The organism is Crocosphaera watsonii WH 8501, from assembly GCF_000167195.1.
GTDB lineage: Bacteria > Cyanobacteriota > Cyanobacteriia > Cyanobacteriales > Microcystaceae > Crocosphaera > Crocosphaera watsonii.
Window position 1 is genome coordinate 1 of record NZ_AADV02000005.1, and the last position, 23,007, is coordinate 23,007.

Consider the following 23,007-nt stretch of genomic DNA (forward strand, 5'->3'; position numbering starts at 1 on the left):
GGGCAGCCCGCCGGGATCAGCACATACTCAAGTGACCCATGTCATGAGGAGCTATTAATAAAAAATTGAGATTGTTGGAAAGAAAAGAAGTTGAACTGATTGAAACTTACTCGAAAAAAAAGGAAAAGATTTATAAAATGATTAGTCTGATCATCAAAAAAGATGAAGAGATAAGTAGAAAGACTAAAGAAGCAGGAAAATTTATTTTAGCAACTAACTTAGTAGAGGAAAATAAATTAGAAGCTAGTGAAATTCTGATAACTTATAAAAACCAGCAATCTACGGAAAGAGGATTTCGATTTTTGAAAGATCCCTTATTTTTTACTGATAGTTTCTTCGTTGAAAAACCAGAAAGAATAGAAACAATGTTATTTTTAATGTCTTTGTGTTTGTTGATTTATAACTTGGGGCAAAGAGAATTAAGAAATTGTTTAAAAAGAGTCAAAAAAGGAATAAATAATCAAGTAGGGAAAGTAACATTGCGTCCGACTTTGAGGTGGATATTTCAATGTTTTCAAGGTATTCATTATGTGATTTTAAACGGAGTTAAACAAATTGTCAATTTAACAGAAGAAAGGCGTTTTATATTGAGTTTATTACCTGCATCTTGTCAAAGATATTATCTATAAATTGAATTAGATAAAGCAAAAATAATAAAAGAATAAGAGTCTAATGATATCAAATGAGAAGAGGAAACTCTCCTTCGTTTGTGCTGAGTCTTGCTAAGTTTTCAATGAGTATAAATCTTCTTAATTTGATTATTTTTCCTAAAAATTTAATGAAAAGAGAAATATTCTTGCCCAGGTATGATTTTCGGACTTTTCAAAACTATGTATTTTTTTATACTACATTTTGAAGTGCGGAATCTGGGTTTTAAAGAATAGGGTTTTGCTTTTATTCAGCAAACCCTAAGTAATCGTTGGCAATAAACCTTTGGGGATTGGGGCAAAACTTCCAAACACGAATCCATAGGCCTCTTTAGGAGTTACGCATTGACAGATGGTTTACAATGTGCATAGTCCAAACAGAGAAAGCGATCGCTGTTAACAAAAAGCAAAAAACTGATAAAATAGAGAGGATTATAAGAACTGGAGGTAGATATCCGAACTATAACGAAGAAATCAACGGCTAAATGTCATTTAGAACTCTATACTTACTATTTAATTGCTGAATCCAAATATTCGGGTTGTAATCGTTTATCCGAGATATTTGAGGATTTATCTCATGATAGTGTTAACCGTTTTTTATTAAGAGAAAGCTATAAACCTGTTGATTTATTCAATGAATTTAAACAGCACATTGAACTGAGTGGGGGAACCTTAAGTATTGATGATACAGTCATTGAAAAACTTTATAGTAATCCTAAATTAAGTAAATTTATTGGTTATTTCTGGTCAGGAAATAAACATAAAACTATCAAAGGAATTAATTTAGTTACTTTATTATATACTGACCCTAATGGAATTTCAGTCCCTCTAAATTATCGACTTTATGATAAAGAAGATAATCTGTCTAAAAATGATTATTTTCGGATGATGCTATCGGAAGTTTTAGCTTGGGGACTGAGGCCAATTTATGTAACTGGTGATAGTTGGTATTCATCTAAAGAGAACCTTAAATTTTTGAAAAAACAAGAATTAGGTTTCATGATAGGAATAGCTAAAAATCGACAAGTATCAATCGTTAAAGGACAATATCAATCCGTTGAAAGCTTAGAAATAGAGGAAAATGGGACAATTGTTTACTTAAAAGAGTTTGGCGAAGTTAAAGTATTTAAGAAACATTTCAAAAACGGGATGCTTCGTTTTTATATTTTATTTGACAAAGAGAATAAAGACTTAAGAGAAACAGATAAAACTCTATTTACTTTGTTGAAAACAACTCATTGGATTATTGAATGTTACCATCGTGCGCTCAAACAATTATGTGGTATCAATAAATTTATAGTCAGAAAATCAGAAGCTATATTGACCCATTTCTTTAGTTCTTTACGGGCTTTTATTAAACTTGAATTAATGAGAGCTAATGAGTTAATTGATAATTGGTATCAACTCCAAAGAGAATTGTCTATTGAAGTTAATCGGAATTTTATTTTAGAGCAAATAAATTTGAAATTATCAGCCTAATTTATAGATTAGTTATTGTTATTATTACGTCAATTTTAATGACTCTAATAATTAGCGATCGTTGTCTCTCTTTAAAGCTACTCATATTTAAGTTAATTTGTCAATGCGTAACTCCTAGGTACTTAATTGATCCGACTTGGGATAGTGGTTATGTTAATGAATCAGGTTTTTATCCTTCTTATAATACTAATTATTTATTTACTCCTCCTGAAGTAATGATTATGAGTCATTTTCCTAATAATAAAGATTGGCAATTATTATCTAATCCTTTACCAAAAGAAGAATCTTTAAATAATCCAATGATTCAACCAGAATTTTTTGCTAAAGGTTTGTCTCTTATCTCTCCTAAACAATTCAAAAATAATGTTAATTCCGTGGCAACAATAGAAATTAATAATCCCAATAATAATTATTTATTGGCTAAATTTAATTTAATTGGAAGTAACAATAATACTGAAGATAATAACTGTCAAATCAATCAGGGAATAATTACAAGTATAAAATGCAAATTACCAAAACAAGGGGAATATATAGTTAATTTCTTTGCTGCTCAAGAAAAGTATGGAAATTATAATTATTTAGGACGTTTTCAGTTTAATTATTAATCTATTTTTATCTAGATTTATTTATAATTAAAGGTATTCTTGTTCAATTAGTTATTAATTCAAGAAGGTGGGCAAACGATCTAAGTTTTTGGACTTATCACATTTCTTAAAACTTTGCCCACCCTACAAAATATTACTTTATTTTCTTTTGTGTAAAAATGGGAACTGTTACATTGTACTTAACTAACAATTATATCAATACTGATGTAATAATCACGGTAATATTTTCACTAGGTATCGCACGTAAATGCAAGTTGAACAACCCATTGTGTTGCTTGTCTATAGTCAGAAAAAAGTTCATCAAATCGCTTCATTTCTGATGAGATGCGCTCAACATCCGACGTTAAGTGTTTAACATCTGATTTAATATTCTCAACCTCCGATGTTAGGTTTTCAACATTAGAAGTTAATTTATCCAGTTTTTCAATAACATCGGTTAAGGTTGGTTCATGATTTTGGGTTATTGCCATTGTTTTTATGTTTATTTTTCTATCATTCTATGATTATTATAGATGACTTTTTTTTGATTCCTGAAAACATGAAAGGTAAAAGTTTTGTTATCTTTTTATTTTCTTAAGCAACAGAACAAAGGACAATAGAAATATTGCCAGAGCCATAAGGAGAACGCTATAATGTCAGAGAATATAAGAAGTCGCCTCATAACCCACGGTCCTCAACGTACCCCAAACCGTGCAATGCTGCGTGCTGTGGGCTTCGGAGATGATGACTTTACTAAACCCATCGTTGGGGTAGCTAATGGCTTCAGTACCATCACCCCCTGTAATATGGGGATTAACGACTTAACCAAGCGCGCTGAAGCAGGAATTAAAACGGCCGGTGGTATGCCCCAAATATTCGGTACTATTACTATCAGTGATGGTATCTCTATGGGTACAGAAGGCATGAAATACTCCCTGGTGTCACGGGATGTCATTGCCGACTCTATCGAAACCGCTTGTAACGGTCAAAGTATGGATGGAGTGATTGCGATCGGTGGATGTGATAAAAATATGCCAGGGGCTATGATCGCTATGGCCAGAATGAATATACCTGGAATCTTCGTCTATGGGGGAACCATTAAACCCGGCCGCTACAACGGGGAAGATTTAACGGTGGTCAGTGCTTTTGAAGCAGTTGGCCAACATAGTGCAGGTAAGATAGATGATAACACACTATTAGCCATCGAGCGCAACGCTTGTCCCGGTGCTGGTTCCTGTGGGGGAATGTTCACCGCAAATACCATGTCTTCTGCTTTTGAAGTGATGGGGATGAGTTTACCTTATTCCTCTACTATGGCGGCCGAAGATGCAGAAAAAGCAGACAGTACCGAAAAGTCAGCTTTTGCCCTAGTTAATGCCATTCGTAACCAAATTTTACCTAGTCAAATCTTAACCCGAAAAGCCTTTGAAAACGCCATTTCTGTAATCATGGCTGTAGGTGGTTCAACTAATGCTGTATTACACCTTTTAGCTATTGCTAATACCATGGGTGTTGAGTTAACTTTAGACGATTTTGAAACCATTCGTCAACGGGTTCCGGTACTATGTGATTTGAAACCATCGGGACGCTATGTTACCGTTAATTTACATCAAGCTGGTGGCATTCCTCAAGTGATGAAAATGTTATTAACTCATGGGTTATTACATGGGGATGCCTTAACTATTTCTGGCCAAACTATCGCCGAAATTTTAGCTGATATACCAGAGCAACCTCCTGCTAATCAAGATGTTATTCGTCCTTGGGATAACCCTGTTTACAAAGAGGGACATCTAGCCATTTTAAAAGGTAATTTAGCCTCCGAGGGTTCCGTTGCTAAAATTAGCGGTGTCAAGAACCCAACAATGACAGGCCCCGCACGAGTATTTGAGTCAGAAGAGGAATGTTTAGAGGCTATTTTAGCAGGAAAAATTAACGCAGGTGATGTGATTATTGTGCGTTATGAAGGTCCCAAAGGAGGCCCAGGAATGCGAGAAATGTTAGCACCAACCTCTGCTATTATTGGCGCAGGTTTAGGTGATTCTGTAGGCTTAATTACCGATGGACGTTTTTCAGGAGGAACCTACGGTTTAGTTGTGGGCCACGTTGCCCCAGAAGCTTATGTTGGGGGAACTATTGGGTTAGTAAAAGAGGGGGATAGTATTACCATTGATGCCAAAGAAAAGTTGTTACAAGTGAACGTTTCTGAGGAAGAATTAGCCCAACGTCGCGCTAACTGGAAAGCCCCCGAACCTCGTTATAAAAGAGGGGTATTAGCCAAATATGCGAAGTTAGTTTCTTCTAGTAGTTTAGGAGGAGTTACTGACTTGAATTTGTTTTAAAATATAGGTGGGCATTGCCCACCCTAAGCTAAAAAGCATTTAAAATGCTTTTTAGAAGGCAAAAGGCAAAAGGCAAAAGGCAAAAGGGGTAGGAGATTATAGTTTTTTTATCCATTTCAACAATGAGCGGTTTAAATGCACAACAGCTTAGCATCAAATATAATTGGTAATAAATGCTCTTTAAATAACATATATTTTACAAATATATTGACAAATTAGAAAACAAAACATCTCCCAGTCACCCCATCTCCCAGTCACCCAGTCACCCAGTCTCCCCGTCTCCCAATATGCCTACTCATCGCTTAATTATATTAATTATCGGTTTAAGTATAATTCTTGGTTTGGTTATTTGGTTAATTACCTCTATTTACCGACTTTATATACAAATTTCTTTTACAGCACCTTTATTAGCTAATTTTCTCGTTTTTATGATTATGGGATTATTAGGATTGTTAATTTATGGCTTTATTTATTACTTTAATATCTTTTCTTCTGAGGGTTCTCGTCGTTATAAAAAACGTCGTCCTCAGCTAAAATTACCCGAACAAAAAACGGAAGCAGCACAAGAAAATTTACAGGCAATTCGTCGCCAACTGGAAACAATACAAGATAAAGTTGCTCAAAAAGCTTTATTAAATCGTTCCCAAGAAATTACCGATAATCTAAATAGAGGTGAATTAAAAGTCGTCATTTTTGGAACAGGTTCCGCCGGAAAAACATCTTTAGTTAATGCTTTATTTGGGGATATTGTTGGAGATGTAGAAGCAACTATGGGAACCACAAAAATAGGGGAGACTTATTCTTTAAAATTAAAGGGAATATCCAGAGAGATTTTAATCACAGATACCCCCGGTATTCTGGAGGCAGGAATAGAAGGCAGTGAAAGGGAAACCTTAGCGAGACAGTTGGCAACGGAAGCAGATTTATTATTATTTGTTGTCGATAATGATTTAAGACAATCTGAATATAATCCCCTAGAAATATTAGTAAATTTAGGTAAGCGATCGCTGCTTATTTTTAATAAAATTGATCTCTATACAGAAGAAGAAGAAAACCAAATTTTAGAGCAATTGAAAGAAAGAGTTAAATCAATTATTGCTGAAAAAGATGTCATTTCCTTATCAGCTAAACCCCAAAGTATTACTTCACAAAATGGTAAAAAAGTCCAACCTTTGCCTAATATTACGCCCCTAATAAAACGACTTGCAGCTATACTGAGAGCGGAAGGAGAGGACTTAATTGCGGATAATATTTTATTACAATCTCAACGGTTAGGAGAAGAAGCAAGAAAACTGATTGATCGTCAGAGAAAACGACAAAGTGAGCAGGTAATTGATCGTTATCAGTGGATTAGTGCCGGAGTGATTGCTGTTACACCTTTACCCGTAGTTGATATGTTAGCAACCGCCGCAGTTAATGCGCAAATGGTAATGGAAATAGGACAAGTTTATGGTTGCGAAATTAATAGCGATCGCGGTAAAGAGTTAGCTTTATCTTTAGGGAAAACTTTAGTTAGTTTGGGGGTAGTCAAAGGTGCGGTTGATCTGTTAGGAAGAGTCCTACAATTAAACATAGCAACCTATTTAGTAGGTAAAGTAATTCAAGGGGTAACAGCAGCTTATTTAACCCGTATTGCTGGTAAAAGTTTTGTAGAATATTTCCGTCAGGATCAAGACTGGGGGGATGGAGGGATCACAGAAGTTGTACAAAGACAGTTTCAACTGAGTCGCAAAGATGAATTTCTCAAAGCTTTTGTTCAAGATGCTATTAGCAAAGTAGTGCAACCTTTATCAGACAGTTGGGAAGAAGATAGAGAAGATATTGAACCCGTTAAACAACCTCCAATACAACAAAAAGCTGTGTTAGAAGAACAAGAGGATGATTGGTAACTTATAGTGGTTCTTGAGTTTTTGTTTGAGTTATAATTTGCCTGATCAATTTATCTTCCCATCAGGCTTTAAGCCTAATGGGTAAGTTGTGTTAGCAGCTACTTTTTTCTAGATTCGACCCCTTAACATCATGGCAATCTCATTAGGAGTTGGGGATAATTCTAGGGCAGTTTCTTCGGTAATACGTCCCTCTTGATAGAGATTAAAGAGGGCTTGGTTGGTGGTAATCATACCATCAAATTCACCATCCTTCATTAATTCGTGGATTTCGTCGTTTTGACCGCGAATGATATAGTCTTTCACCGTTTCTGTGTTGACCAAAATATCGTGGTAAGCAGCCCGTTTTCCATCGGTTGTTCGACATAACCCCTGAGAAATAACCGCTACTAACGATTCTGCCATAGCTACCCGCATAGCTTCTCGTTCTTCAGCAGTATATAAGCTCAAAATCCTTTCTATAGTCTTGACCGCACTGTTGGTGTGGAGAGTTCCCATTACTAAGTGACCGGTTTGGGCTGCTTTGAGAGCGGTATTCACGGTTTCTTTGTCCCGCATTTCCCCCACCAGAATGATGTCAGGATCTTCCCGTAAAGCCGCTTTGAGGGCGTTGTCAAATTTGTGGGTGTGCATCCCTACTTCCCGTTTTTTAATCAGGGAACGACGGCTTTGGTGAACAAATTCCACCGGATCTTCGATGGTAATGATATGTTTGGGGTGTTCTTTGTTGATATAGTCCACCATAGCAGCCATAGTGGTAGACTTACCCGAACCAGTAGGACCTGTTACTAAGATTAAACCTTTATGGGAATCAGAAATATCCTTAAACACCATCGGTAGGCGTAATTGTTCCATGGTCAAGATTTTTAGGGGAATGAGACGCAAAACCATGGCGTTTCCCCGTAAAGTGTCAAAGATATTGATCCGAACCCTGGCAAAATCGTACTAGGTTGCCCCATCAAATTCTAATTCCTTTTTAAACCCAGATTCCGCACTTCAAAAAGTAGCATTAAATACTACAAACCTGGGTTTAATAATTAAGTATAATTGCTTAAGCTCTTGAAGACAAAAAAGTGGGATAATTGCTTAAGTTGTTTCCTCTGTAAAAAAAGAGCGAAAAATGTCTTATTTAGAAGAAATACAAGTTAAAAATTTAGACCATTTAGGGATAGTAGCTGGTTTAATTGATGAAATAGGAATAGTCAAAATAATTAATAATAAATTAGGAATAGATGTTAGAGAAAAAATCTCAGCAGGTACAGTAGTTAAGTCTATTTTAATCAATGGACTAGGATTTGTTTCAAGACCTCTATATTTATTCAGTCAGTTTTTTCAAGATAAAGCCATTGAGAAATTGTTAGGAGAAAGAATTAAACCTGATTACCTTAATGATGATAAAATTGGGAGAGTAATGGATGAATTATATAAATATGGACTAAATGATATTTTTATTGAAGTAGTTTTAGAAGTAATTAAAAAATTTGAAATAGACCTTAAATACTCCCATTTAGATTCCACATCATTTCATTTAGATGGAGAATATAAAAGGGAAGAAGATAAAGAGAAACAGGAAGAAGAAAAAATTATTAAAGAAAGACCAATTTTTATTAAGAAAGGATATTCTCGGGATCATAGACCAGACTTAAAACAATGTGTCTTGGATTTAATAACAAGCCAAGATGGAGATATTCCATTATTTGTGAGAGTAGGAGATGGAAATGAATCTGATAAAGCTGTATTTGGAAAAGTTTTAGTAGAATTCAAAAAGCAAATAAAGTTTGATAGTATCATGGTTTGTTATTAAATCCAAGACACATTGTTTTAAGTCTGGTCTATGATCCCGAGAATATCCTTTCTTAATAAAAATTGGTCTTTCTTTAATAATTTTTTCTTCTTCCTGTTTCTCTTTATCTTCTTCCCTTTTATATTCTCCATCTAAATGAAATGATGTGGAATCTAAATGGGAGTATTTAAGGTCTATTTTAATTTTTTTAATTACTTCTAAAACTACTTCAATAAAAATATCATTTAGTCCATATTTATATAATTCATCCATTACTCTCCCAATTTTATCATCATTAAGGTAATCAGGTTTAATTCTTTCTCCTAACAATTTCTCAATGGCTTTATCTTGAAAAAACTGACTGAATAAATATAGAGGTCTTGAAACAAATCCTAGTCCATTGATTAAAATAGACTTAACTACTGTACCTGCTGAGATTTTTTCTCTAACATCTATTCCTAATTTATTATTAATTATTTTGACTATTCCTATTTCATCAATTAAACCAGCTACTATCCCTAAATGGTCTAAATTTTTAACTTGTATTTCTTCTAAATAAGACATTTTTCGCTCTTTTTTTACAGAGGAAACAACTTAAGCAATTATCCCACTTTTTTGTCTTCAAGAGCTTAAGCAATTATACTTAATTATTAACCCCAGGCTTGTAGTATTTAATGCTACTTTTTGAAGTGCGGAATCTGGGTTATATGAGAGAGGGGTCGATGCTGCTCCCAAAAACATACTCAATCTTGTCTAAACTTACTCATATTAGTAGAGAGTAAGTTTGAGTAAGTTTTATATAGCGGTGTAGCTACTCTGATTGAAGTCTTATCTCGAATACAAGCCCATCAATTAATCAAACAACCAGCGCAACTAATGGCATTTAGACTCGTGCAAATTTTGCACTTCTATAAGGTAGTCTTAATAGAACCTTAAAGAGCCTAGCCAAACCATGTGTGTCTATGGTATATTTTTCATGAAAAAAATTATTGAGGAGTTTGTTATTAAAGAATTGAAATCAATTAGATCATAGAGTAAAGTTGTATATTATTAGAGAATTATGAAGGCTAAGTCCCTAGCAAGGGAAGCTTAGCTATGATAAATGTTTTAGGATTTGAATGATGGTAAACCATGGGAAATTTTTAACAGATTGCTCAAGGAACAACTTTGACAATCAGTCTATAATAACAGGAGTTTGCCTGTGTCCAATGATTCGAGCCTTGTCTAAAAAAGAAAATTTTTAGGCCATACTTACTAAACAAAATAACAATAATCCCAAAAGAAAAAAATGCCCCAAGTCGCACTTTCTACTTTCACCAACCTAGATATCTATCCTGGTGCGGTAGTTGAAAATCTCGGAACCCTATTAACCTTTAATTTCGAGCTTGATGAACCCGCTCGTGTTGGTGGTTTAAAAATTTATGTTGATAGCGATACTCCAGGAATTCTTGGTCGTCTTGACCTATCGGCACTGAACGATAACCCCGATTTCTTATCCAATTTAACAGTTAATCAAGAGTCCTTTGAGAACTTTACTGGTAGCGGTTTCGTAGTCACAGTTGAGGCCGGAGCAAAATCCGCTTCCCTGACGCTTCCAGCCCTCGATATAGCCGACTTAAATGGGTTAGACCTAACCACATTTACCCTCACAACCAGAGAAGAAACCGATAGAACAACACAAACCGATCCCGTTACCGGTGATCAAGGTAGCGACTTAAATACTGTGGAAGCAGATGGGTTTCCCATTGGGGATTATACAGTTGACCCGGAATCTGCCAGTAGCAGAGTTTTATTTGCTGATAACGTAGCAGATTTACCACCACTGCCAGTTGTAAGTTTTAGCACCACCCCACAAGTGGTCAATGAAGCCGAAGGAACATTCCTAGTGATGGACTTCAGCTTTGAAGGAGAAATCCCTGATGAAGGGGTTACCGTCAACCTGGAAGGGGATGCAGCCCGCATCATGGAGCAGTTTGACGTAGTCCAAGCTGGTATTGACCAAGAGACAGGAAACATCTTCTATCGCTTTGATGAGGACTTTGTTAACTCTGACAATATTGTAGGAGGTATTTTAGATCCCTTTTCCTTGGAAGATGGAGATCCGGCAGAAAATAATTCCGACCCCGAAGCTGCAGGAGACGCTTTCCTCAGTAGTTTCAGCTTTACTATCACCGAAAACACCGCCAGTATTAGACTTCCGGTGTTAGATGACTTTGTACAAGAAGACGATGCCACCTTTACTTAGGGTTTGCTGAAAAAGTTTCTCCAAAATTTATGCCACTTTTGACCAAGAATTTTCTGACAAATCAATAAGTTTTAGTACATAAAAATTGTTTAAAGTATAATCAAAATTAATGAAAGGCGGTTCGATGAGTTCCCCTGTTCTATTATTAGTAAATAAGGACAAAAAAAGCGACAAAAACTGTCTCAGAAGTTTAGAAAGATTGACAACTAAAAATGTAATAGCAATAGATGTAATGGAGGTTTCAGGGAGTTTTGTCATCACGAGATTTAGGCTAAATCTTCGTTTAGCTTGTCCAAACTTTCCCTCAATAGCATTACGGAAGCATTCATCGGAGTGGGCTTGTTTCTTTTCTTCTTCACTGACATTTTTCGGAGGTCTTCCTAACTTCGGACCACTGATTCTTATCCCTCTTTCCTTACACCAATTTCTGTTTTCCCTAGTTCGATAAATTTTATCTACATGGACGGATTCGGGATAATAGCCAAACGTTTTTTTATACTTTTCTACTTGTTCTTTTAAATGACAAGATTCATTGAAGTTTTCCCAACTTATTTTGTCTAGAAACACATAGTTATCTACACAGCTTACTGAGAGTTTAGCTCCAAACTCTATTGGTTTTCCTGCTTTTCCCCTCACTATTGGACGAATATGCCGTTGAGTTAAACTTACAATTCTTTGAGGAACACTCTGGGTCTTATTCTCCCACATTGACTGTTGTTGTTCATAAACTTTTTTGATAGTCTCTAGACAATTTTTCTGTCTTTTACTCAGATTTTCCAGGGAAGCCCCCAGCTTGAATTAAGTCTTCTATATTTCCTAAATTTTTCTTAAGGTATTTTAACTGTTTCCCGATAGCTTTTCTTCTTTCTTGATAAGATACTTTTCGTTTTTTAGCTACTTTTAAGTATTCCTTTCTAGCAATTTTTTTAGAAGTTCTCGGCTTTTTTCTCAATTTCACTCTTAATGGTTTATAAAGATTATCTATTATTCTTTCTGTCTCAATTCTGGCTTGATTTAATATGCCTAAATCCGTTGGGTATTTGATGTCTGCTGGCGCACAAGTCGCATCTAAAATTAGTTTACCTTTATTTTTTATTTTTTCTCCTTTTTCTTGGAGACAATCCTTTTTTTTTACTTCTTTATCACTCTTGTCTATTTCTCTTTTTACTATTTTTTTATTGATTTTGTTTATCAATTCTCCATCAATTCTTTTCCTAAAATGAACTAGCATTGAAGATTCCAGTGGTGGCTCTTGTTGATAACAATTTAAACCTATAAAGTATTGTAGATAGGGATTTTCTCTAATCTGTTCTATAGTTTCTCTATCACTTGTTCCTAATTTTTCCTTAATAATTAATGTCCCTAATGCCATTCTAAATAGTTTGGCTGGCGCACCTTTTTCTGCTGAAAAAAGTTTAGCATATTCTTCCTCAAAATCATCCCAAGGTATCAACTCTGCCATGATTACCCAACGATTATTGGGGGACAATTTGCCCTCGAAAGGTAATTCAAATTTTTCTGGGGGCGGTAAAGGTTGCTCCTCTTTTCGATACATTTGTTCTTGACCAACAACTGGGAGGTGTTTCTACCAATTATAGCGGTTTGTAGCCGACAAAGCTGATCTTTTTTGCGATCGCGAATATGGGTGTAACCCTAATTAACCTTTCATAAAAGATAAACGTCTTTATCCTACCCCCCCCTCATATTTTGTCAAGTATTCGTTACTTTTTGTATAAAAAGAAGAAAAAGATGTTTATACTGTAGGGGTCAACGGCCGTTGACCCCTACAATATTTATTATGAATTTTGTGATTTGCTAATATATAGAGTAGCTGTAATTAATAGTTTTCACTCATGCCAGCCAAAGATATTTATCATGATGCTGTCAAAAATGCTTTAATCAAAGATGGATGGAAAATTACAGATGATCCCTTAATTTTATCCATTGGAAAAAAAGACTTATTTATCGATTTAGGAGCAGAAAAATTAATTGCTGCTGAGAAAGATCAACAAAAAATTGCTGTAGAAATCAAAAGTTTTCTCGGTAATTCACAAGTTAATGATTTAGAGAATGCTTTAGGTCAATATATTCTTTATTATGAAGTTTTATTAGCAAAACAAGATGAGAGAGTTTTATACTTAGCAATCAAAGAATCTGCTTATCAAGAAATTTTTGAGGAACCTATCGGTAAAATTTTATTAAACAGGAAAATTATTAAATTATTAGTATTTGAACCCAGAAAAGAGAGCATCTTGCAATGGATAAGTTAAATCACTTTTATAACATTATTGCCCCTATTCTCAAAGAATACGCAGCCTTGCCGTATTCTTGTCAAAATCTTAAGCATAAATTAGTTATTAGTGATGATAAAAAGGATTATTTATTAATGACCATGGGCTGGGAAAATGATGTCAAGATTCATGGTTGTTTAGTTCATCTAGAAATCATTAATGATAAAATTTGGATTCATAGAGATGGATTAGAGGATGGTATTGCCAATGATTTAGTCAGAGCAGGTATTCCAAAAAATGAAATTGTTTTAGCATTTCATCCCCTAGAAGTTCGTCATTTTACTGAGTTTGCTGTTTCTTAACTATCATTATTTATTCCTATCCATCATATCTGCTAGAGGACTGATGTTGTGATATACTTAAATCGAACTATACCTACATATGGTTAAGTAACATGAATCAAACAATTGTTTTTGAAGTTTCCCAAGAAGAAGATGCTGGCTTTTTTGCAGAATGTTTGACTGAAGAAATCTTTACTCAAGGGGATAATTGGGAAGAACTAAAAACTAATGTTAAAGAAGCTGTGAAAGGTTACTATTTTGACCAGCCTACTGTTCCTAATATTAAGTTACATCTCGTTAAAGTGGGAACACTTAATAGTATGTTAAGGGCTATTTCTCTTCATAAGCAGGTAAGTAAACAAGCTATTTTAGATATTTTGTAAAGTTCATTATTATTGAGTTTTGCTGTTTAAAAAATTACCATCAAGCCCTTTTTAAAGCAGATTTATCCATAGCAATTAAAGACTTTTGTTGCAGTTGTAATTTATACATATGGTTAAACAAATTCCAACAATATTCTTCAGAAAGTCCACAGGTAATTGCACCCCGTAATACTACATTCAAATACCAATCATTGGGGGCTAATTCTTGGGGTAATTTATCTATAACCACATAGGTTCTCACATTAGTATAAATTTTTCCTTGACTCTCAACAGTGACAGTGTGTCGACGATAACCATTACGGGGGACTTCTTCCCTTTCATCTAGGCGATCGCTAAACCGCCAAGGTAGTTGATACAGTACCCCTTCCACCTTAGCATTGGAGTTTTCAACTACGTCTAAGACTCCACAGTTACGTCGTAGGGAACGACGATAAAAACCCAACCGATATCCTTCTAATATCCCTCTTCCTACCACATACTGATGGGTATTTTCCCCAAAAGTCCGTTTTAAGTCTACTGGACACATACAAGAACCATAGGCAAAATAGTAAAATGAGGGTTCTAAAGTCCCTTGAGGTTGCCAATGACTTCCCTGTGGATGATGATGGGTGGGATGGTTAGTTGCTATCTTGGTTTCTATAAACGCAGAGGTGTTAGGGGTTGGACTCATAGCTAATAATCAATGGTTTGCCTTTCATCCTTAATTTTATCTCAATAATTGAAAAATTTTCAGATACAAAGGATACTTTTCTGCTTAACGCTTAACGCTTAACTTTTTTGTTGAGTGGGACGCAATAAAATATCATGAATTTGTACATAGTCTGGTTGGGATAAAACATAGTAAACTGCGTTAGCAATATCTTTGGGTTGTAAGACGGGAAAACGACTATAAAGTTCTTGTGCTTTTTCTTTGTTATTGTTATATTTTTCAGCAAATTCTGTTTCCACAAAACCTGGACTAATAGAAGAGATTTTAATGTTTTTCTTGGCTTCTCTTAACTCTTGTCGTAACCCTTCTGTTAACGCACTCACTGCATATTTACTAGCAGCATAAACCCCACTAGATAAAGGAACACGATGACCTGACATTGAACTAATATGAATAATATGGCCTTCGTTGCGATCGCTCATATCTTTAATTGCTTCACGGGTACAAATACATAAAGCCAAAACATTCACTTCTAACATTTCTCGCCAAGCTTCTGTTTTCCCTGTCATTAAGGGTTCTTTGTGACCTAACCCTGCATTATTAATTAATATATCAACACCACCCCATTGCTTCCGAATGGTGTTAAAAAGGTTTAATATTTCTGATTCTTGACGTAAATCAACTTTTATGGCTAATATCTCACTATTTTTTTCTTGTAATGTTTTTGTTAATTGATCTAATCTTTCTTGACGACGGGCGCAAATAACTAAACGATAGTTTTCTGCTGCTAAACGATGGGCGATCGCTTCTCCTATCCCACTCGATGCACCAGTAATTAAAGCAACTTTTTTCGATAATTCTTCTACCATAATCCCAATTATACACTATTTCAGATTAAGAATAAACTGAAGTGCTGATACTACATTCAAAATTATCCATTATCCATTATCCATTGTCGAACATTTGTTTAACTATTATTGCTGCTTCTTGCTGAGTCTTAATTTCTCCATCTAAAGTTAAAGCGAGTAACCGATCTAAGACAAGTTTATACTGTGGTCCTGGTTTATACCCCATACGCTTTAAATCATTACCATTTAAGGGTGCTTGAATTTTTGACCATTGGGTTAAATATTGCCAAATAATGCGTCTAACTTCTTTCTTAGAATTAACTGCAACTAAAATTAAATCGGCTAATTTATTGCGATATAACTGTTTATATTTATCGCTTATTTTATTACATTTTAATAACAATTCTTGTATTTCTGAATAAATTATGTTATCTTTGTCTATTCTTTCTAGACTATCTTTAGGTAGGTGTAAATTAAGTGCAAGTTGTTTTCTTTCTTGGGGATTAATTTTAGAAATTAAGATTTCTAGACGAATCAACCAATGACCAATATTATTATCAGGATCAAGATATCTTAACCAACGAGAAGCACAGCGAATTTGCCACCATATCTTATCATCTAATATGACTTGATTATGCAAACATTTTAAAGAATCTAAATCTGACAGTAATTGTAATGCTGGTTTCCAATAATTTGCTTCTAAAATATACTTTGATTCTGCTTTTAAGCGTGTTGTTAAAGCAGGAGTTACATGATTTTTAAGTTTTAATTTATCGTAGATACCGCTTTCAATAGCATAACGGATATAGGTTTCTGTCTGGGGTTCAATGTCAAAGTTTAATCTGACAGCAAACCGCACAGCACGATAAATTCTGGTAGGATCTTCAATAAAACTATTGGCATGAAGTACCCGAACTTCTTTCCCTTTTAAATCTAATAAACCTCCAAAGAAATCTAATAATTCTCCTTCCCTTGGTGGGGTTAATCTCACCGCTAAAGCATTAATAGTAAAGTCCCTTCTATATAAGTCTTGACGAATAGAACTTGATTCTACTTCGGGATTGGCTGCAGGGTAAGGATAAAATTCAGTTCTTGAGGTAGCAATATCAATCCATAGTGACCCAAATTCTGGATCTTTATGCCATAATAAAGCTGCTGTCTGAAACTCTCCATGTACTGATAATCGACAGTTAGGATATTTTTTCTGTATGGTTGAAGCTAATTCAACCCCTGCACCAACATCAGCAGAGCGATGAAATCCATCTACGACTAAATCAATATCTTGAAGCGATACTTTTTGATTATTATTAGTTAGTAATAGGTCTCTAACTGCCCCTCCTACAATATATAAATGCCAGCCTTGATCTTCGGCTTCTTTAGCAATCATTTCTAATAGTTTCCAAGTCGATTTTTTCAAAGAGTGACGCATTGAAGGTAATAAACAGGAAACCGTTGCCACTCTTTTCCCATTTTCGTCTTTAACTTCTTTTCTCTGTTGATGAATTTGCCGTAATAAGTCAGTGCGTGTAACAATCCCTAAGAGTCTATTATCATCAATAACTGGTAATCTTCCCACATCATAAGTTACCATGATTGATTCAATATCAGGTAATAAAGTATCAGGATTAATAGTTTTGATATTTTTGGTCATATATCCTTTTACTGGTGCGTGACTAAACCCATGATGTAATGCTAAATCTAAATCTCGACGGGAAATAATCCCCACTAAATGATCTTTTTCATCCACCACCGATAACCCTGAATGGCCATAACGAAATAACACCCTTTCTGCTTGTTCGATAGTTGTTTCTGGATGAATAGTCCTCACTGGAGAAGACATTAAATCTCTGGCGTTTAAAGGGTGAGGAATTTGAGTAATAAATTCTTCTACTAACTGCTTTAATTTACCGTCAGCATCGACATTTCTTAACATTAAAGAAGCTGCTTGACTATGACCACCCCCTCCATAAAGTGAGAATAATTGATTGAGATCAGTTCCTTCAATACGAGTCCTGCCAATAACAACTAAACGGTTTTCAGGATAAGGCTTATTATTGTGTCGTTTATGATAAATATGAGCAAACAATAAAGCATCACTTTCGCTTAATTCAATCAATCTTTCTGTTAAATTAGATAATCCTGAAACAAAATTTTCTGTTTCAATAAGTACCCAAGCTACTTGATATCCTCGAATATTATTTGTCTCTAATTTATCTAAAGCTTCTGTAAATATTTCTTGTAATTTAGGAGTCAAACCTGGATCACAATATTCAGCAATAATCTTAACATTTGCCCCCTTCTCCATTAACCAAGCCAAAGCTTTTGCGTCCCTAGCAGTGGATTGGGGAAAGGTCAAAGAACCAGTGTCAACATGAATTCCTAACCCCATAATAGTCGCTTCAATGGGATTAGGATTAATATTATTTTCCTGCATTTTTTCCACAATTAAAGTGGTACTTGCTCCCACTGCTTCTATTTGCTGAAAAGTGGCAGGAATATCGGAGCTACTGTTAAGATGATGATCGTATAATTCCACACTCTCTATCTGTGGTAAATCAAACCATTCTGCTGCTTTTCCTAAACGACTAAGTTGTTGGTTATCTACCACAATTAGGTGACGAATTCGTTTCGGGTTAACACTTCTTAACTCAATGAGGGCAATTTCATCTCGATGTAAAGCTAAAAAATCCTTAACCTTTGGATGGGCCCCACCGGTTAAAACGATGCGACTTCCTACTCTGAGACAAGATAAACCAACGGCCGCCCCTAATGCGTCAAAATCAACCGTCTGGTGGCATAAAATTAAGTCCATAGATTCCCCATTGATTGGCGATACCTAATCTAATTGTATCTTTTTGACTGCTGAAACTTTATGAGACTCCAATAATTGTTGTCCCCCTCAATTTTTGTCAGTTTATAATAAGCGGTTAAATGTTGTCCATAAAGAATAAACTCCCAATGGGACATTTCCTTAATAAGCGATTCATAACTACCGAAATCTAGTCTTTTTATTTGTCCTCTTCCTTTACTAATAGTCCCTTCATAACTTAAATAAATCAAGCGATGATCTTGAATTTTTTGGACTATAATTGCTTGTTCATCTTGAATTTCAGGCAAGGAAATTGTTAATTGCCATGTAGCCAAAGTTTTGTCATGTTCGAGCATTAAATCATAGTGAGGTTGGCCATAACCTGTATGATGATGAAAAACAAATTGTTTTAACCCAGATTCCGCACTTCAAAAAGTAGCATTAAATACTACAAGCCTGGGGTTAATAATTAAGTATAATTGCTTAAGCTCTTGAAGACAAAAAAGTGGGATAATTGCTTAAGTTGTTTCCTCTGTAAAAAAAGAGCGAAAAATGTCTTATTTAGAAGAAATACAAGTTAAAAATTTAGACCATTTAGGGATAGTAGCTGGTTTAATTGATGAAATAGGAATAGTCAAAATAATTAATAATAAATTAGGAATAGATGTTAGAGAAAAAATCTCAGCAGGTACAGTAGTTAAGTCTATTTTAATCAATGGACTAGGATTTGTTTCAAGACCTCTATATTTATTCAGTCAGTTTTTTCAAGATAAAGCCATTGAGAAATTGTTAGGAGAAAGAATTCAACCTGATTACCTTAATGATGATAAAATTGGGAGAGTAATGGATGAATTATATAAATATGGACTAAATGATATTTTTATTGAAGTAGTTTTAGAAGTAATTAAAAAATTTAAAATAGACCTTAAATACTCCCATTTAGATTCCACATCATTTCATTTAGATGGAGAATATAAAAGGGAAGAAGATAAAGAGAAACAGGAAGAAGAAAAAATTATTAAAGAAAGACCAATTTTTATTAAGAAAGGATATTCTCGGGATCATAGACCAGACTTAAAACAATGTGTCTTGGATTTAATAACAAGCCAAGATGGAGATATTCCATTATTTGTGAGAGTAGGAGATGGAAATGAATCTGATAAAGCCGTATTTGGAAAAGTTTTAGTAGAATTCAAAAAGCAAATAAAGTTTGATAGTATCATGGTTTGTGATAGTGCTTTATATGGTCAAGAAAATCTCCAACTAATCCAACATTTAAAATGGATAACGAGAGTTCCAATGACCATAAAAAAAGCAAAAGAATTAGTGCAAAATATAGAGGTGGAAGAAGTAAAAGATGAAGATAAAGAAAAAAGAAGTGACCTAAATTTAGAAAGTTATACCTGGAAAGAAGAAATTGTTGCTTATGGTGGAATCAAGCAAACTTGGTTAATAGTCTTGAGTGAAAAAAGACAGAAAAGTGATTTGGAAAAACTAGAAAAACAACTTTCCCAAGAAGAGAAGAAATCCCAAAAATTTCTTAAAGAAATACAATCTGAAGAATTTGAACATCCTCAAGCTGCTCGATATAAATTAAAAGCTATTAATAAAAAATTGAGATTGTTGGAAATAAAAGAAGTTGAACTGATTGAAACTTACTCGAAAAAAAAGGAAAAGATTTATAAAATGATTAGTCTGATCATCAAAAAAGATGAAGAGATAAGTAGAAAGACTAAAGAAGCAGGAAAATTTATTTTAGCAACTAACTTAGTAGAGGAAAATAAATTAGAAGCTAGTGAAATTCTGATAACTTATAAAAACCAGCAATCTACGGAAAGAGGATTTCGATTTTTGAAAGATCCCTTATTTTTTACTGATAGTTTCTTCGTTGAAAAACCAGAAAGAATAGAAACAATGTTATTTTTAATGTCTTTGTGTTTGTTGATTTATAACTTGGGGCAAAGAGAATTAAGAAATTGTTTAAAAAGAGTCAAAAAAGGAATAAATAATCAAGTAGGGAAAGTAACATTGCGTCCAACTTTGAGGTGGATATTTCAATGTTTTCAAGGTATTCATTATGTGATTTTAAACGGAGTTAAACAAATTGTCAATTAAACAGAAGAAAGGCGTTTTATATTGAGTTTATTACCTGCATCTTGTCAAAGATATTATCTATAAATTGAATTGGATAAAGCAAAAATAATAAAAGAATAAGAGTCTAATGATATCAAATGAGAAGAGGAAACTCTCCTTCGTTTGTGCTGAGTCTTGCTAAGTTTTCAATGAGTATAAATCTTCTTAATTTGATTATTTTTCCTAAAAATTTAATGAAAAGAGAAATATTCTTGCCCAGGTATGATTTTCGGACTTTTTAAAACTATGTATTTTTTTATACTACATTTTGAAGTGCGGAATCTGGGTTAAATTTAAGAATAGAATCTTTTGGGCATCATGGGTTGAGCGTCCAGGTCTAAACCCGTAGCTTCTGGCGTGAAAAAGTGCTTCGTGTGCTGGTTCTAGGTCATATTTCACAAGGCATTGCCATGCTCTGTCTGCCATAGTTGGAACCTTTAGCATTCTGGTCGTACCGTCCTTTTTGGGGATGGGTATTTCTCGTAGCTTAGAGTGTTTCCAGTGGTGAGCTTTGGGTAACCTTTCTGCTAGGGCAAACCGTTGTTTGAAATTGAGGGATTTTATCCCGTCTATTCCTGCGGTCTTCTTGCCAGTATTTAGCTGTGATACTTGTCGGACAGCGAGTAGTCTAGCAGCTTTGGATTTCAAAATAAGCTTTTGTATGTTCCTAGCTCGTCTAGTGTCCTCTGCTTGAATGGCTTTGAACAATCTTCTTTGGAGACGGAAAAGATTTCTGCGAAATTTCTTCCACGGAATGTTTTTCCAGAGTTCACTAAAATCTATGATTTTGTGTCTAACCATGTTCACCTCGGTTAATCGTTTTCTATTTGCCTCGAAGCAATTACGCTTCGTCCTACCCGAATCTAGAGGATTCCGCATCTCGTCTTGCCTACTCAGGGTTCGACTATTTCCTGAGACTCTAGATTCGTTTTTATTCGTTCCGTCCGATGATTGATTGTCCCTTTAGATGGAACCGATTTGACTATCGGAAACCCTTGGTTAAGTCAGTCACACCTGAAAGATGCTGACGGGTTACGTTGCTCCGATGAGGTCAGGGGATACTATTCTTTCTGCTTTACCTGCCTTCAAGTAAGTCACTTTTATAGGTTCTGTTTCATCGTGGGGACTCCTGTAACGCCAGTGTCACCAGCAGTCGGTGTCTGATTGCGTCCTATTCCCTGCTTCAGCCTCCCAAATTCCGAGTTGGGTCACTGAGGGTAGGTCTTGAGTCATGTCTAACCTTGACAGGGAGGACTTTCACCTCCATCAATCGGACAGTTACTCAGATTAGGTGTTTATGCTGTTCGGTAATCCCTACTTAGCTTGTTCGGTAATTTGTCATTAAGTTTTGTAAACTTGTTGGCTTTTACCTGATGTTTGGTTTTTGTCCATTTGACTTTCCTAGATTGTCCCCTTCGAGGATGACCTTTAGTGGGTCTGATTTTCCTTTAGGGTCTAGTTGGTCATTTCCACCTTGTTTGACTCCTTATGGAGCCTCTGAGCGAGTCACACGCTGTATCTTTGTCTAGTACTAAATATCAGCTTTCTGACTCATCGAATCGCACCCAGGTTCTTGATTAAAAGGTAAGGCACTACAAAGAGTTATAAAAGGGATATCCAGTAATTGAGCTACTGTGCCTCCCTCTGGATTAATTTGATCGACAATTAATGCTTCTACTCCTGTTTTTTCCAGGGCATTTGCTCCTTCTTCCAGAAAAATTTGGGCAGATTGATAAAACCAGTTGATGGTGAATTGTAAGGCGGGAATACCTTTAAGTTTACTAAGTTTTTTAAATAAAGCTTCTGTTGAACCTAGAGGAAAAATATCTGCACCAATAGGGTAAAAATCAAGTTTAGCTGCTCTTATTTTGGTTTCTGCGTCGGGAACGCCAAAAAAGGTGATCTGATAGCCTTTTTTTTGTAACCCTTGTCCTAGAGGAAGCATGGTGTGGAGATGACCCGTTTCCGCAGGGCAATATAAACCGATATGTTTCATAGTTGCTAGAGAAGTTTTTGTTTGGTTAGAGATAATCTGATTCTAAGGGACAATGATCTTTAGAGGTGCATAAGAGACCTCTATCATACCTAAAAAACGGTTAGCGAGACCTTAATCTTCTTCCTAAATCTCTTGCAAAAGTATTTCGTGATATGATAAGTGGCTGTTTTTTTAGCCAAGACTGTGCTCAGATAGCGATCGCCAGAATAAAAGAGTTTTTTGTGATACTAATTTTCTGGGAGAACATTTAATGCCCCAAAGCTAAAAGGAAAGATTAAGAAAATCTATAATAAGGTGTTTCAATGTGTTAATTAGTAAAATTTTCGTTTATCCTGTTAATTGAAAAATTACACATTAATGAAAATATTAAAAATGCAAGTTTCTCTATCTAAAAATATTTTAGTTTGTAGTATTGTTTGTAGTATACTAAAAATTACAAGTGGTGTTGCAAATGCGAATATTTTCTATGATTTTGAAGATGGTTTGCCTTCTGATGCAATATTTATCCAGGAGCTACTACCGACACTACCAGACGACCCTAATTTTGATTATGAACCCATTATTGAAACTAGGAGTTACGCATTGACAAATTAACTTAAATATGAGTAGCTTTAAAGAGAGACAACGATCGCTAATTATTAGAGTCATTAAAAT

General features: G+C 34.9%; 17 protein-coding genes and 5 pseudogenes. 12 read left to right on the forward strand and 10 right to left on the reverse strand.

The window, feature by feature from the left end; genetic code table 11:
- Nucleotides 1-50: 50 nt before the first annotated feature.
- The 3 genes and pseudogenes from CWATDRAFT_RS09710 to CWATDRAFT_RS09720 all read left to right on the forward strand — a co-directional run.
- A pseudogene (locus tag CWATDRAFT_RS09710) lies at nt 51-629 on the forward strand (IS1634 family transposase); the annotation flags it as partial.
- A gap of 471 nt (nt 630-1,100) precedes the next feature.
- Entirely contained in the window at nt 1,101-2,126 is a 1,026-nt protein-coding gene (locus CWATDRAFT_RS33255; RefSeq protein ID WP_071892152.1) for an IS701 family transposase, read from the forward strand.
- A 221-nt stretch (nt 2,127-2,347) separates the two neighbouring features.
- A complete protein-coding gene (locus CWATDRAFT_RS09720) occupies nt 2,348-2,731 on the forward strand; it encodes a hypothetical protein (RefSeq protein ID WP_157134062.1) in 384 nt (127 codons plus the stop codon).
- Between the two features lie 230 nt (nt 2,732-2,961).
- Here the strand turns inward: CWATDRAFT_RS09720 and CWATDRAFT_RS09725 are convergent, their stop codons facing one another.
- The gene (locus CWATDRAFT_RS09725; RefSeq protein ID WP_007305026.1) at nt 2,962-3,201 is read right to left on the reverse strand and encodes an LPP leucine zipper domain-containing protein; all 240 of its coding nucleotides are present in this window, start codon (nt 3,199-3,201) and stop codon (nt 2,962-2,964) included.
- Nucleotides 3,202-3,363: 162 nt separating this feature from the next.
- On the opposite strand from CWATDRAFT_RS09725, the gene ilvD reads away from it, so the two are divergent.
- Both ilvD and CWATDRAFT_RS09735 read left to right on the forward strand, forming a co-directional pair.
- A complete protein-coding gene (gene ilvD / locus CWATDRAFT_RS09730; RefSeq protein WP_007304855.1) occupies nt 3,364-5,049 on the forward strand; it encodes a dihydroxy-acid dehydratase in 1,686 nt (561 codons plus the stop codon).
- A 287-nt stretch (nt 5,050-5,336) separates the two neighbouring features.
- Nucleotides 5,337-6,938, forward strand: coding sequence for a YcjF family protein (locus CWATDRAFT_RS09735; RefSeq protein WP_007304856.1), 1,602 nt, complete (start codon nt 5,337-5,339; stop codon nt 6,936-6,938).
- A 108-nt stretch (nt 6,939-7,046) separates the two neighbouring features.
- Here the strand turns inward: CWATDRAFT_RS09735 and CWATDRAFT_RS09740 are convergent.
- Nucleotides 7,047-7,916: pseudogene (locus tag CWATDRAFT_RS09740) on the reverse strand (type IV pilus twitching motility protein PilT); the annotation flags it as partial.
- Nucleotides 7,917-8,055: 139 nt separating this feature from the next.
- Here CWATDRAFT_RS09740 and CWATDRAFT_RS09745 point away from each other — a divergent pair.
- A pseudogene (locus tag CWATDRAFT_RS09745) lies at nt 8,056-8,733 on the forward strand (IS1634-like element ISCwa1 family transposase); the annotation flags it as partial.
- On the opposite strand, the gene CWATDRAFT_RS09750 reads toward CWATDRAFT_RS09745, so the two are convergent.
- Complete coding sequence (locus CWATDRAFT_RS09750; protein ID WP_007305024.1) at nt 8,686-9,282, reverse strand: IS1634 family transposase; 597 nt, start codon at nt 9,280-9,282, stop codon at nt 8,686-8,688. The pseudogene CWATDRAFT_RS09745 and the gene CWATDRAFT_RS09750 overlap by 48 nt on opposite strands.
- 724 nt (nt 9,283-10,006) lie before the next feature.
- Between CWATDRAFT_RS09750 and CWATDRAFT_RS09755 the strand changes: the two genes are divergently transcribed.
- Complete coding sequence (locus CWATDRAFT_RS09755; protein ID WP_007304858.1) at nt 10,007-10,963, forward strand: hypothetical protein; 957 nt, start codon at nt 10,007-10,009, stop codon at nt 10,961-10,963.
- Between the two features lie 27 nt (nt 10,964-10,990).
- Here the strand turns inward: CWATDRAFT_RS09755 and CWATDRAFT_RS33260 are convergent.
- Nucleotides 10,991-12,518 (reverse strand): IS5-like element ISCwa2 family transposase gene (locus CWATDRAFT_RS33260; RefSeq protein WP_085961745.1). Its coding sequence is split into 2 segments (ribosomal slippage): nt 10,991-11,752 and nt 11,754-12,518, totalling 1,527 coding nucleotides; the frame shifts between segments, so codons are not numbered across the junction.
- A 298-nt stretch (nt 12,519-12,816) separates the two neighbouring features.
- Here CWATDRAFT_RS33260 and CWATDRAFT_RS09770 point away from each other — a divergent pair.
- The 3 genes from CWATDRAFT_RS09770 (at nt 12,817) to CWATDRAFT_RS09780 (ending at nt 13,918) form a co-directional block, all read left to right on the forward strand.
- Nucleotides 12,817-13,233: a XisH family protein gene (locus CWATDRAFT_RS09770; RefSeq protein WP_007304859.1), complete on the forward strand. Its 417-nt coding sequence runs from the start codon at nt 12,817-12,819 to the stop codon at nt 13,231-13,233.
- The gene (locus CWATDRAFT_RS09775) at nt 13,221-13,556 is read left to right on the forward strand and encodes a XisI protein (protein WP_007304860.1); all 336 of its coding nucleotides are present in this window, start codon (nt 13,221-13,223) and stop codon (nt 13,554-13,556) included. Before CWATDRAFT_RS09770 ends, CWATDRAFT_RS09775 begins: the two co-directional genes overlap by 13 nt.
- A gap of 92 nt (nt 13,557-13,648) precedes the next feature.
- Nucleotides 13,649-13,918, forward strand: a complete 270-nt coding sequence (locus CWATDRAFT_RS09780) for a type II toxin-antitoxin system HicB family antitoxin (protein WP_007304861.1) — start codon at nt 13,649-13,651, stop codon at nt 13,916-13,918.
- 40 nt (nt 13,919-13,958) lie between these two features.
- Here CWATDRAFT_RS09780 and CWATDRAFT_RS09785 read toward each other — a convergent pair whose 3' ends face one another.
- From CWATDRAFT_RS09785 to CWATDRAFT_RS09800, 4 genes and pseudogenes are all read right to left on the reverse strand, one after another.
- The gene (locus tag CWATDRAFT_RS09785) at nt 13,959-14,588 is read right to left on the reverse strand and encodes a gamma-glutamylcyclotransferase (RefSeq protein ID WP_007305021.1); all 630 of its coding nucleotides are present in this window, start codon (nt 14,586-14,588) and stop codon (nt 13,959-13,961) included.
- Between the two features lie 98 nt (nt 14,589-14,686).
- Nucleotides 14,687-15,436: a dehydrogenase/reductase SDR family member 11 gene (locus tag CWATDRAFT_RS09790; protein ID WP_007305020.1), complete on the reverse strand. Its 750-nt coding sequence runs from the start codon at nt 15,434-15,436 to the stop codon at nt 14,687-14,689.
- Between the two features lie 76 nt (nt 15,437-15,512).
- On the reverse strand, nt 15,513-18,227 hold the full coding sequence (locus CWATDRAFT_RS09795) for a CBS domain-containing protein (RefSeq protein WP_007305019.1): 2,715 nt from the start codon (nt 18,225-18,227) through the stop codon (nt 15,513-15,515).
- 29 nt (nt 18,228-18,256) lie between these two features.
- Nucleotides 18,257-18,604, reverse strand: a pseudogene (locus CWATDRAFT_RS09800) (DNA polymerase ligase N-terminal domain-containing protein); the annotation flags it as partial.
- Nucleotides 18,605-18,776: 172 nt separating this feature from the next.
- On the opposite strand from CWATDRAFT_RS09800, the pseudogene CWATDRAFT_RS09805 reads away from it, so the two are divergent.
- Nucleotides 18,777-20,402, forward strand: a pseudogene (locus CWATDRAFT_RS09805) (IS1634-like element ISCwa1 family transposase).
- A 216-nt stretch (nt 20,403-20,618) separates the two neighbouring features.
- Here CWATDRAFT_RS09805 and CWATDRAFT_RS09810 read toward each other — a convergent pair.
- Both CWATDRAFT_RS09810 and CWATDRAFT_RS09815 read right to left on the reverse strand, forming a co-directional pair.
- The gene (locus CWATDRAFT_RS09810; RefSeq protein WP_007305017.1) at nt 20,619-21,236 is read right to left on the reverse strand and encodes a reverse transcriptase N-terminal domain-containing protein; all 618 of its coding nucleotides are present in this window, start codon (nt 21,234-21,236) and stop codon (nt 20,619-20,621) included.
- A 652-nt stretch (nt 21,237-21,888) separates the two neighbouring features.
- Complete coding sequence (locus CWATDRAFT_RS09815; protein ID WP_157134063.1) at nt 21,889-22,353, reverse strand: glycosyltransferase family protein; 465 nt, start codon at nt 22,351-22,353, stop codon at nt 21,889-21,891.
- A gap of 357 nt (nt 22,354-22,710) precedes the next feature.
- Here CWATDRAFT_RS09815 and CWATDRAFT_RS09820 point away from each other — a divergent pair, with 357 nt between their 5' ends.
- Nucleotides 22,711-22,947: a hypothetical protein gene (locus tag CWATDRAFT_RS09820; protein WP_042711396.1), complete on the forward strand. Its 237-nt coding sequence runs from the start codon at nt 22,711-22,713 to the stop codon at nt 22,945-22,947.
- Nucleotides 22,948-23,007 lie beyond the last annotated feature (60 nt).